Origin of the sequence: Pseudomonas sp. R2-7-07, from assembly GCF_003852355.1 — a bacterium.
Taxonomy (GTDB): Bacteria; Pseudomonadota; Gammaproteobacteria; order Pseudomonadales; family Pseudomonadaceae; genus Aquipseudomonas.
In genome coordinates this window covers 570,735-583,255 of sequence record NZ_CP027759.1, presented here as the reverse complement: position 1 = coordinate 583,255, position 12,521 = coordinate 570,735, and the positions used below count along the sequence as shown (strand labels likewise).

At 61.3% G+C, this 12,521-nt stretch carries 6 protein-coding genes; 4 read left to right on the top strand and 2 right to left on the bottom strand.

Annotated features, from left to right (window positions below; genetic code table 11):
- Positions 1 to 2: 2 nt before the first annotated feature.
- On the bottom strand, positions 3 to 2,942 hold the full coding sequence (gene glnE / locus C4J86_RS02415) for a bifunctional [glutamate--ammonia ligase]-adenylyl-L-tyrosine phosphorylase/[glutamate--ammonia-ligase] adenylyltransferase (protein WP_124369350.1): 2,940 nt from the start codon (positions 2,940 to 2,942) through the stop codon (positions 3 to 5).
- Between the two features lie 383 nt (positions 2,943 to 3,325).
- On the opposite strand from glnE, the gene aceE reads away from it, so the two are divergent.
- The 4 genes from aceE to msrA all read left to right on the top strand — a co-directional run bounded on the left by aceE (position 3,326) and on the right by msrA (position 11,340).
- A complete protein-coding gene (aceE, locus tag C4J86_RS02410) occupies positions 3,326 to 5,971 on the top strand; it encodes a pyruvate dehydrogenase (acetyl-transferring), homodimeric type (protein WP_124365578.1) in 2,646 nt (881 codons plus the stop codon).
- Positions 5,972 to 5,982: 11 nt separating this feature from the next.
- On the top strand, positions 5,983 to 7,623 hold the full coding sequence (aceF, locus tag C4J86_RS02405; RefSeq protein ID WP_124369349.1) for a dihydrolipoyllysine-residue acetyltransferase: 1,641 nt from the start codon (positions 5,983 to 5,985) through the stop codon (positions 7,621 to 7,623).
- 303 nt (positions 7,624 to 7,926) lie between these two features.
- Positions 7,927 to 10,620: a bifunctional diguanylate cyclase/phosphodiesterase gene (locus tag C4J86_RS02400; protein ID WP_124369348.1), complete on the top strand. Its 2,694-nt coding sequence runs from the start codon at positions 7,927 to 7,929 to the stop codon at positions 10,618 to 10,620.
- Between the two features lie 72 nt (positions 10,621 to 10,692).
- Positions 10,693 to 11,340: a peptide-methionine (S)-S-oxide reductase MsrA gene (gene msrA, locus C4J86_RS02395; protein ID WP_124360964.1), complete on the top strand. Its 648-nt coding sequence runs from the start codon at positions 10,693 to 10,695 to the stop codon at positions 11,338 to 11,340.
- A 302-nt stretch (positions 11,341 to 11,642) separates the two neighbouring features.
- Here the strand turns inward: msrA and C4J86_RS02390 are convergent, their stop codons facing one another.
- Entirely contained in the window at positions 11,643 to 12,479 is an 837-nt protein-coding gene (locus C4J86_RS02390) for a 23S rRNA (adenine(2030)-N(6))-methyltransferase RlmJ (protein ID WP_124369347.1), read from the bottom strand.
- Positions 12,480 to 12,521 lie beyond the last annotated feature (42 nt).

Here is a 12,521-nt window from a genome sequence, read left to right as displayed (position 1 = left end):
TTTCAGCTCAAACCGAGCGCCTGCCAGATTCGCATCACCTGGCGCCGCTCGTCTGCAAATTGGTCCCCGGCCACCGTGCCCGCCTCGTTCTGCAAGGCTTGGCGGTGCGCGGCGGAGCGGTACGCCTTATACACCTCCCGCAACAAATGGGCATCGGCGGCGGGCATCAGCCCGACCTGCTCCAGGCCTTCCAGAATGCGGATATTGTCGGTGTAGCGCAGCAACGATGGATGTTGCGCAGACCACGCCAAAGCGGCGTATTGCACCATAAATTCAATATCGACGATACCTCCGGCGTCCTGCTTGAGGTCGAACAGCGCCGTGGCTTCGAAGGCATTGGCGCCCATACCGGCCGCTGTGCTCCTGGTCCCCAGGTTGTCACGCATCTTGGCGCGCATCTCGCTGACCTCCTGGCGCAGCTTCGCCAAGTCCCGTTCACGCCCCAATACCTTGGCACGGACCTGCTCGAATGCCTGGCCCACATCCTGGCTGCCGACCAATACCCGCGCGCGAATCAGCGCCTGATGTTCCCAGGTCCAGGCTTCATTATGTTGATAGCGGTCGAACGCGCCCAGTGAACTCACCAGCAACCCGGATGCACCTGAAGGTCGCAGGCGCATGTCCACCTCATACAGCTGGCCGGAGTTGGTCTGGGTGGTCAGCAGGTGAATGATGCGCTGGCCCAGGCGCGTGAAGAACTGCGCACCGTCGATCGGCTTGGCGCCGTCAGTCTCGGCCTGCGGGTCGCCATCATGGATAAACACCAGGTCCAGGTCCGAACCATGCCCCAATTCGATACCGCCGACTTTCCCATAACCGACAATGATAAACCCAGGATCGCACAGGCTGCCGTCCAGCCGTTGCGGCGAGCCATGACGGGCAACGGTCTGGCGCCAGGCCAGGGCCAGCACTTGCTCGAGAATGGCTTCGGCCAGCCAGGTGAGGTAGTCGCTGACTTTCATCAATGGCAGGCTGCCGGCGATTTCCGACGCGGCCACCCGCAGACGGTGCGCCAGCTTGAAATGGCGCAAGGCTTCCATCTGCTGCTCGAGGTCGTCTTCGGGAATACGCGTAAGGCGCTCGCGCAACTCGGCGGCCAGCTCCGGCGCCAACGGCGGCTTGAACAGGCGCCCTTCGTTGAGCAGTTCATCGAGCAACAGCGGGAAACGGGTGATCTGCTCGGCGATCCACGGGCTCGCGGCGCACAGCGTCAGCAGACGGCGCAGGGCGTCGGGGTTTTCAGTGAGCAGCACCAGGTAAGCCGAACGACGGGCGACAGCCTCGACCAGCGGCAATACGCGCTCCAATACCAGGTCCGGGTTGGCGTGCTCGACAGCCTGGGCCAGCAAGCGCGGAATAAACGCATCCAGCCGCTCGCGACCGAGGCGCTGCATGGCGCGCAGCTGCGGACTGCCGCGCAAGCCAGCCAGGGCCTTGAGGGCCTTGGGCGCATCGCTGAAGCCGCCTTCGCTCAACTGGCGGCAGGCGGCGTCGTCATCCTGGGATTCTTCCCACAGCGGCAACCATTCCCCGCCGACGACCAGTTCGCTTTCTGCGCCCTCTTCTTCATCAGGGTCGGCAATCACTTGGCGGAAGTGCCAATCCACCCGCCCACGCCAATACATCAGGCGTTCGTGGAACGCGGCCCAGTCGGCAAAACCGAGCATGAAGGCAATACGCGCCTGATCTTCCGGGCTGTCGGGGAGCATCTGGGTCTGGCGGTCGGCAATCGCCTGGATCGCGTGTTCGGTGTAGCGCAAAAACTCGTAGCCATTGCGCAACTCACTGATCACGGCGGCCGGCAAGTAACCCTGGCCCTCCAGGGTGCCCAGCACATTCAATAGCGGACGTTGCTGCAGGCTGAGATCGCGGCCACCGTGGATCAGCTGGAACGCCTGGGCGATAAATTCCACCTCACGAATACCGCCCGAACCCAGCTTGATATTCTCGGCCATGCCTTTGCGCCTTACTTCCTGCTGGATCAGTTGCTTCATGGTGCGCAGCGCTTCGATGGCCGAGAAGTCCAGGTAACGGCGATAGACGAACGGGCGCAGCATGTCGAGCAACTGCGCGCCGGCCAGTTGGTCACCGGCGACGACGCGGGCCTTGATCATGGCATAACGCTCCCAGTCACGGCCCTGGTCCTGGTAGTACTGCTCCAGCGCGTTGAAGCTCAGTACCAGCGCGCCGGCCGAACCGTAGGGACGCAGGCGCATGTCGACGCGGAACACGAAACCGTCAACCGTCATCGGGTCGAGGGCCTTGATCAATTTTTGACCAAGGCGAATGAAAAACTCCTGGTTATCCAGGGAGCGCTTGACCCCCACCGTCTCGCCGCCTTCTGGGTAGGCGAAGATCAGGTCGATATCCGACGACAGGTTCAGCTCCACCGCTCCGAGCTTGCCCATGCCGAGGATGACCATGTGCTGCGCCTCGCCGCTGCGCCGCCCGGTTGGCGTGCCGAATTGCACGCAATGGCGCTGGTACAGCCATTGGTAGGCCTGGTCGATGCAGGCGTCGGCCATGTCGGAGAGGTCGCGGCAGGTTTGCACCAAATCCGCCTGGCGGGTCAGGTCGCGCCAGATGATGCGCACTTGCTGACGCGTACGCTGGCGCCGCAGCACACGGCCGAGTTCGTCTTCTGTTTCGGCCTGTTGCACGGCACCGGCAATCTGCCCGCACAGCTCACCCGGCGCAAACCCCCGGTCCAGCTCGCCCCAAGCCGCCAGCTCAAGCAACATCAAAGGGTCACGCACACTCTGTTCAATGACAAAATCACTGGCGGCGCACACCCGCGCGAACTCGGCCCACCGTTGCGGCGTCCAGCCAGAAAGGCCATGATCGTCATCCAGCGCGGCCACTGCGTCACGAAATGACTGCTCGGCCCGGCTGGCGTAAGGCAAGAGAATGGCCGGCAGTTCGGCCAGCGTTGGAAGGCTCATGGTCTATCCTTGATCGGCGTGTAAATGGCGTGTAGTTGTGAACGCAGGAGCCATGCTCGATGAAGGACTGTCGAACAAAAGTTAGAAATAGCTGAAATTAAATTAATCTTGGCAGGCAACATCAAACTTTCACCTTTTCTTGTTCGCAATAGACCAACAATAACGATTATGCTCACCAGCCAGACCGAGCCATACGCTCAGTCTTGTGTAGTTTTACTACTCGTATATACATTCGAAAGGCTGAAATGGCCGACGATTTGTAGTAAAACTACAGGACGCCGAAGCAACCTTCGGCCATCCAAGAATTTATGTCGTCTGCCCACAAGGCCAGTCGCAAACTTCAGGCAACCGATTCTGGTAGCCTTTCCGCCCTGGAGCAAGCCATGCAAGACCTCGATCCCGTCGAAACCCAGGAATGGCTGGACGCCCTGGAATCGGTTCTCGACAAAGAAGGCGAAGACCGTGCTCATTACCTGATGACCCGTATGGGCGAACTCGCGACCCGCAGCGGCTCGCAATTGCCTTACGCCATCACCACGCCATACCGCAACACCATCCCCGTTACCCACGAAGCACGCATGCCTGGCGACCTGTTCATGGAACGCCGCATTCGCTCGCTGGTACGTTGGAACGCCATGGCGATGGTAATGCGCACGAACTTGAAGGATTCGGACCTGGGCGGTCACATCTCCAGCTTCGCTTCCAGCGCAACCCTGTATGACATCGGCTTCAACTACTTCTTCCAGGCCCCGACCGACGAACACGGCGGCGACCTGATCTACTTCCAGGGCCACACCTCGCCAGGCGTCTACGCCCGTGCGTTCATGGAAGGTCGCATCACCGAAGAGCAAATGAACAACTTCCGCCAGGAAGTCGACGGTCAGGGCCTGTCGTCCTACCCGCACCCTTGGCTGATGCCTGATTTCTGGCAGTTCCCGACCGTATCCATGGGCCTGGGCCCGATCCAGGCGATCTACCAGGCACGTTTCATGAAGTACCTGGAAGCCCGTGGCTTCATTCCCGAAGGCAAGCAGAAAGTCTGGTGCTTCCTGGGTGACGGCGAGTGCGACGAGCCGGAATCCCTGGGCGCCATCTCCCTGGCCGGCCGCGAGAAGCTGGACAACCTGATCTTCGTCATCAACTGCAACCTGCAGCGCCTCGACGGCCCGGTTCGCGGCAATGGCAAGATCATCCAGGAACTTGAAGGCGTGTTCCGCGGTGCGCATTGGAACGTGACCAAAGTCATCTGGGGCCGTTTCTGGGACCCGCTGCTGGCCAAGGATGTCGACGGTATCCTGCAACGCCGCATGGACGAAGTCATCGACGGCGAGTACCAGAACTACAAGGCCAAAGACGGCGCGTTCGTGCGTGAACACTTCTTCAACACGCCTGAACTCAAGGCGATGGTTGCCGACCTGTCCGACGACGAGATCTGGAAGCTTAACCGTGGCGGCCACGACCCGTACAAGGTCTACGCGGCGTACCACGAAGCGGTCAACCACAAAGAGCAACCAACCGTCATCCTGGCCAAGACCATCAAGGGTTATGGCACCGGTGCCGGCGAAGCGAAGAACACCGCGCACAACACCAAGAAAGTCGACGTCGACAGCCTGAAGCTGTTCCGCGACCGCTTCGACATCCCGGTCAAGGACGAAGAGCTGGAGAACCTGCCGTTCTTCAAGCCTGAGCCGAACAGCGCCGAAGCCCGCTACCTCAGCGAGCGTCGCACTGCACTGGGCGGTTTCGTGCCGCAACGCCGCGCCAAGAGCATGAGCATCCCGACGCCGCCACTCGATACCCTCAAGGCTATCCTGGACGGCTCGGGCGACCGCGAAATCTCCACCACCATGGCCTTCGTGCGGATCCTCGCGCAGCTGGTCAAGGACAAGGAAATCGGTTCGCGTATCGTGCCGATCATCCCGGACGAAGCCCGTACCTTCGGTATGGAAGGCATGTTCCGTCAGTTGGGCATCTACTCCTCCGTCGGCCAGCTCTACGAGCCAGTCGATAAAGATCAGGTGATGTTCTACAAGGAAGACAAGAAGGGCCAGATCCTCGAAGAAGGCATCAACGAAGCGGGCGCCATGAGCTCCTTCATCGCTGCCGGTACTTCGTACTCCAGCCACAACCAGCCGATGCTGCCGTTCTACATCTTCTACTCGATGTTCGGCTTCCAGCGCATTGGCGACCTGGCTTGGGCCGCAGGCGACAGCCGTACTCGTGGTTTCCTGATCGGCGGTACCGCCGGCCGTACCACGCTCAACGGCGAAGGCCTGCAACACGAAGACGGTCACAGCCACATCCTGGCTGCCACCATTCCGAACTGCCGCACCTTTGATCCAACCTACGGCTATGAGCTGGCGGTGATCATCCAGGACGGCATGAAGAAGATGACCGAAGAGCAGCAGGACGTTTTCTACTACATCACCGTGATGAACGAGTCCTACCAGCAGCCAGCCATGCCGGCCGGTGTCGAGGAAGGCATCATCAAGGGCATGTACCTGCTCGAAGAAGACACCAAGGAAGCGGCGCACCACGTACAGCTGATGGGCTCCGGCACCATCCTGCGCGAAGTGCGTGAAGCGGCGAAGATCCTGCGTGACGAGTTCAACGTCGGCGCCGACGTGTGGAGCGTTACCAGCTTCAACGAACTGCGTCGCGACGGCCTGGCCGTGGAACGCAGCAACCGCCTGCACCCGGGCCAGAAGCCTGCACTGAGCTACGTCGAAGAGTGCCTGGCCGGCCGTAAGGGTCCAGTCATCGCCTCTACCGACTACATGAAACTGTTTGCTGAACAAATTCGCCAGTGGGTCCCGTCCAAGGAATTCAAAGTCCTGGGCACCGACGGTTTCGGCCGCAGTGACAGCCGCAAGAAGCTGCGTCACTTCTTCGAAGTCGACCGTCACTTCGTGGTGTTGGCAGCCCTGGAAGCCTTGGCTGACCGTGGTGAGATCGAACCCAAGGTGGTGGCTGACGCCATCGTCAAGTTCGGGATCAACCCGGAAAAACGCAACCCACTGGACTGCTGAGGAGATTTTTTGTGAGCGAACTCATTCGCGTACCTGACATCGGCAGCGGTGAAGGTGAAGTAATCGAGCTGTTTGTGAAGGTTGGCGACACCGTCGAAGCCGACCAGAGCATCCTGACCCTGGAGTCGGACAAGGCGAGCATGGAAATCCCTGCTCCCAAGGCCGGCGTGGTCAAAAGCCTGAAAGTGAAGCTGGGCGACCGCCTGAAAGAAGGCGACGAACTGCTGGAGTTGGAAATCGAAGGTGCCGCTGATGCGGCCCCTGCGGCGGCTCCTGCTGCCGCTGCACCTGCGCCGGCTGCTGAAAAGCCTGCTGCTGCCGAGGCTGCTCCAGCCCCGGCCGCTGCACCTGCCGCCGCCACCGTCCAGGACATCCACGTTCCGGACATCGGCTCGTCGGGCAAGGCCAAGATCATCGAGCTGCTGGTCAAGGTCGGCGACACCGTCGAAGCCGACCAGTCGCTGATCACCCTGGAGTCCGACAAGGCCTCCATGGAGATCCCATCGCCGGCTGCCGGCGTGGTGGAAAGCATCGGGGTCAAGCTGGAAGACGAAGTCGGCACTGGCGATTTCATCCTCAAGCTGAAAGTACAAGGCGCTGCGCCTGCTGCTCCAGCACCTGCCGCCGCTCCGGCTGCGGCCAAGGCTGAAGCGGCTCCGGCCGCTGCTGCTCCTGCCCCGGCTGCCAAAGCCGAAGCTGCACCGGCTCCTGCCGCCGCGCCTGCGCCAAGCGGTGCCAAGGTTCATGCCGGCCCTGCCGTGCGTCAGCTGGCCCGTGAGTTCGGTGTCGAGCTGGGCGCCGTCTCGGCCAGCGGCCCTCACGGCCGTGTGCTGAAGGAAGACGTGCAGGCTTACGTCAAAGCCATGATGCAGAAAGCCAAGGAAGCGCCAGCTGCCGGCGGCGCTACCGGTGGCTCGGGCATTCCGCCGATCCGCACCGTGGATTTCAGCCGTTTCGGCGAAATCGAAGAAGTGCCGATGACCCGCCTGATGCAAATCGGCGCGGCAGGTCTGCACGCGAGCTGGTTGAACATCCCGCACGTAACTCAGTTCGATCAGGCCGATATCACCGACCTGGAAGCGTTCCGCGTTGCGCAGAAAGCCGTGGCCGAGAAGGCCGGCGTGAAACTGACCGTGTTGCCTCTGCTGCTCAAGGCTTGTGCGCACCTGCTCAAGGAACTGCCGGACTTCAACAGCTCGCTGGCGCCAAGCGGCAAGGCGATCATTCGCAAGAAGTACGTGCACATCGGCTTCGCGGTAGACACGCCTGACGGCCTGCTGGTACCGGTCATCAAGAACGTCGACCAGAAGAGCCTGCTGCAACTGGCTGCCGAGGCTGCTGCGTTGGCCGCCAAGGCCCGCGACAAGAAGCTCACCCCGGACGACATGCAGGGCGCGTGCTTCACCATCTCCAGCCTCGGGCATATTGGCGGTACTGGCTTCACGCCAATCGTCAACGCGCCGGAAGTGGCGATCCTGGGTGTGTCCAAGGCAACTATCCAGCCAGTCTGGGACGGTAAAGCGTTCCAGCCCAAGCTGATGCTGCCACTGTCGCTGTCCTACGATCACCGCGTGATCAACGGCGCGGCGGCGGCACGCTTCACCCAGCGCCTGAGCCAGCTGCTGAACGACATCCGCACCATCCTGCTGTAAGCCGCAGCGGCCTCCCCTGAGCGGGAGGCCTTTGCCGCACCGATTTCCGAGCGCCACGCTCGTACCTCAACCCCGCCACTTGGCGGGGCTTTTTTTGCCCGTTTGTTGTATACATAGGACAGGCTTGTACACCTTCCGTCACTTCGACTGCAGAAACGCCCTGCGTGGCCGATAACAGGGTTATAGCACTTAGCCTTCATCCTCTCTTGTCAGTGCGTGCCGCATGATGCAACCTTGCCGCAGGCAACAGTAAAGAGGGCGTGAGCCCGGCGCCGTGCGCATTTTTCCAAGCGAGTTTCCCCCATGAAAAGCCAACCCGATGTCGCCCGAACGGCGGCCGAGGTAGTGACGCAATTACCGGTGCCTTCGCGCCTCGGTATGCTGCGTTTCGAGCGGCTTAATGAGGCAAGCTGGGCGCTGCTCTACCTCGATCCCAATTGCGAGCGCCAATTCGGCCTGCCGGCGGTCGAACTCTGCGCCCTGATCGGCACGCCGTACGCCAGCCTGATGGAGCCCCAGGCACGCTATCAACTGCACGACGCGATCCAGCAGCAACTGAGCCTCAGCCCCCACTACCTGGTGCGCTACACCCTGCACACCAACGATGGCCCGCTGAGCCTGCTGGAAATGGGCGAGGCCTACAAACAACACAATCGCCACCTGCTGCGCGGCTACCTGATGGTGGTTGATGGCCTGTTCAGCGAAATTCCCGCCACGTTGCCGACCGCCGACCTGGAAAACCAGAACAGCCGCCTGCAAATCGCCCTGGAACTCAACCAGCGCGCGCAACAGGAACAACTGCAGCACCTGGAGCGGGTACGCGCCCAGCAGGAGTTGATCCTGCTCCTGGCCCGCCAACGCTACACCACACCCAATTCGCTGCAAGAAGCCGCCGAACTGATCACCCGCAGCGCCTGCGACATCTACCAGATTGATTGCGCCAGCATCTGGAACTTGGAAGGCCAGCGCCTGGTGCCGATTTCGGCCTATCACCGCGCCGATCAGCAATACCATTTGCCTGAAGCGATTGACGCCAGTTGTTTCCCCGATTACCTCGAAGCCCTGCACAGCAGCCGCGCGATCGATGCCACCAATGCCCTGCGCGACCCGCGTACGCGGGAAATGGCCGAAAGCCTGTTCGCCAAGGATATCCACGCCATGCTCGACGCGAGCATCCGGGTGGATGGCCAGGTCGTCGGCGTGCTGTGCCTGGAGCAAAGCGGCAGTTCGCGTGCCTGGCAGTCCGATGAAATCGCCTTTGCCGGCGAGTTGGCGGACCAGTTCGCCCAAGTCATCAACAACCACAACCGCCGCACCGCCACCAGCGCTCTGCACCTGTTCCAGCGTGCCGTGGAACAAAGTGCCAATGCCTTTCTGCTGGTCAATTGCGATGGCGTGGTGGAGTACGTCAACCCAAGCTTTACCGCGATCACCCAATACAGCGCCGAAGAGGTGCACGGCCACCGCCTGGCACAGTTGCCGGCCCTGGAGAACCTCAGCGAGTTGCTGTTCGATGCGCCGTCGAGCCTGGCCAAGAGCAACAGCTGGCAAGGTGAATTCAAAAGCCGACGCAAAAACCTCGAACCCTACTGGGGCCAGCTGTCGATTTCCAAGGTGTATGGCGACAACCGTGAGTTGACCCACTACATCGGCATCTACGAAGACATCACCCAGACCAAGCTGGCGCAACAGCGCATCGAACGCCTGGCCTACACCGACAACCTGACCAACCTGGGCAACCGCCCGGCCTTCATCCGCAACCTCGACGAGCGCTTTGCCCGCGACAGCGACAGCCCGATCAGCCTGCTTTTGGTGGACATCGACAACTTCAAGCGCATCAACGACAGCCTCGGGCACCAGACCGGGGACAAGCTGTTGATCAGCCTGGCCCGTCGTCTACGCAACAGCCTGAGCAGCGGCGGCAGCCTGGCGCGCTTTGCCAGTAACGAGTTTGCGGTGTTGCTGGACGATGCCGACCTGGAGACCGGCCAGCAGGTCGCCAGCCAGTTGCTGGCCACCCTCGACAAGCCGATGTTCGTCGACAACCAATTGATCAGCGTGACCGGCTCCGTAGGCCTGGCCTGCGCACCGCTGCACGGCCGCGACCCGCAGACCCTGATGCGCAACGCCGGTTTGGCCCTGCACAAGGCCAAGGCCAACGGCAAACACCAGGTGCAGGTGTTTACCGAAGCCCTGAATGCCGAAGCGAGCTACAAACTGTTCGTGGAAAACAACCTGCGCCGCGCCCTGACCCAGAACGAGCTTGATGTGTTCTACCAGCCCAAGCTGTGCCTGCGCAGTGGCCGCCTGTTGGGTATGGAAGCGCTGTTGCGCTGGAACCATCCGGAAAAGGGCATGATCCGCCCCGACCAGTTCATCAGCGTGGCCGAAGAGACCGGTTTGATCATCCCCATCGGCAAATGGATCGCGCGCCAGGCGTGCCGCATGAGTCGGCAGTTGACAGCGGCGGGCCTGGGTAATCTGCAGGTAGCGATCAACCTGTCGCCCAAACAGTTTTCCGACCCGGACCTGGTGGCCTCGATCGCCTCGATTCTCAAGGAAGAACAGTTGCCGCCCAATCTGCTGGAGCTGGAGCTGACCGAAGGCCTGCTGCTGGAGGCCACCGAAGACACGCGCTTGCAACTGGACCAACTGAAGAGCTTTGGCCTGACCCTGGCCATGGATGACTTCGGCACCGGTTATTCGTCGCTGAGCTACTTGAAAAAATTCCCCATCGACATCATTAAGATCGACCGGAGCTTTATCCACGAAATCCCGGATAACCAGGACGACATGGAAATCACCTCGGCGGTCATCGCCATGGCCCACAACCTCAAGCTGAAGGTGGTGGCCGAAGGCATCGAGACCGCCGCGCAGCTGGCGTTCCTGCGCCGGCATCGGTGCGACGTGGGCCAGGGCTACCTGTTCGACCGGCCAATCCCCGGCGCAGAGCTGCTGGAGAAGCTTAAACGCTATCCACGCGGGCCAATCGCCTGACAGCGCTGTAACACTCGGGCACACTGGCTGTCTGACCATTTACTGCTAATCAACCTGACGAGAGGACTGATCATGGTCTTGCGCTCGGAAATTCTGGTGAACAAAAACGTGCTGCCTACTCAAGAACAAGCTCTGCCTGGCCGTGAAACCCCGATGAACCTGCCGGAGACGCATTTCGTCAACGGCAACCCGCTGCTGGGCCCGTTTACCGACGACGTCGGTTTTGCGATCTTCGGCCTCGGCTGCTTCTGGGGCGCAGAGCGCAAGTTCTGGCAGCGCGACGGGGTGGTCAGCACCGTGGTCGGCTACGCCGGCGGCTTCACGCCGAACCCGACCTACGAAGAAGTCTGCTCAGGCCTGACCGGCCACAGCGAAGTCGTGCTGGTGGTGTATGACCAGGCCAAAGTGAAATACGAAGACTTGCTGAAGATGTTCTGGGAACTGCACAACCCGACCCAAGGCATGCGCCAGGGCAACGATATCGGCAGCCAATACCGCTCGGTGATCTATGCCACCACGCCGGAGCAACTGGCGGCGGCCAAAGCCAGTGCCGAGGCTTATCAGCAAGAGCTGACCAAGGCCGGCCTGGGCGAGATCACCACCGAAATCGACGAAGCGCCGACGGTTTACTTCGCCGAGGCGTATCACCAGCAGTACCTGGCGAAGAATCCCCAGGGTTACTGCGGCATCGGCGGCACCGGCGTGACCTGCCCGATATAAAGGGGCAACACAGCTCAAAATGTGGGAGGGGGCTTGCCCTAAAGCCAGTCAGTTAAGGCTTTTTGTAGGAGCGAGCTTGCTCGCGAAAAACGTCAACGATAACGCGTGCTTCCTGAATAAACGCGGTGTCTGTGAGTTTTTCGCGAGCAAGCTCGCTCCTACAGACGGTGGTGTACGCTTAACTGACTGGCATTAGGGCTTGCCCCCGATTGCGGTGTACCAGTGACAGATGCACTGACTGACACTCCGCTATCGGGAGCAAGCCCCCTCCCACACTGGTTTTGTGTTTGGCTTGAAATAGGCTATTCAGCGATGAGCCAATCCATCTGCCACCCGCCCTGAGTCTGGCCCAGTTGCCTGGACAGCCACGGCAGCAATTCACGCAGCTCCTCTTCCAGGCCCCACGGCGGGTTGGCAATTGCCAGGCCTGAGCCGGTCAGGGTGTTGGGCGTGTCCAGCGGATGCACCAGCAGCTCTACGCGCAACAGTTTCGGCGCACCGGTGCCGGCCAGGTCCTGGTAGAAGCGGCGCAACATGCGCGGATCTTTCACCGGGTACCAGATTGCCGCGACCGTCTGGCGCATGCGGCTGACGGCTTCCTTGAGGGACGCCGCGCAACGCTGCATTTCATCGAGCTTTTCAAACGGCGGGTCGATCAGCATCAGCGCGCGTTTTTCCGGCACCGGCAACAGGGCGCGCGGTACGTGCCAGCCTTCGCCCAGGTGCACCTTGACCCGACGATCACCCTTCATGTTGTCCTTGAGCAACACGCCGTCTTCCGGGTGCTTTTCGTTGAGCAGTACACGGTCCTGGGGACGCGTCAGGCGCCGCGCCAGTTCCGGCGAACCTGGGTAGTAGCGCAACTGGCCATCCGGGTTCATTTCGTGCAGCACGCGCATGTAATCAGCAGTGAGCGGCGGCAGGTCGTCTGCGCCCCACAGGCGGGCGATGCCTTCCAGGTATTCACCGGTGCGGTTGGCCTGGTCACCCTGCAGGTCGTACAGGCCAATGCCGGCGTGGGTATCGAGGTAGGCGAACGGCTGCTCCTTGCGCGACATCAAGGCGATGAGGCGGGTCAAGGTCAGGTGTTTGAAGACATCGGCGTGGTTGCCGGCGTGAAAGGCGTGACGATAATTCATGGTTGCTCCTGCGCAGGGGGCGAAGTTTACCTTCTACCGGCG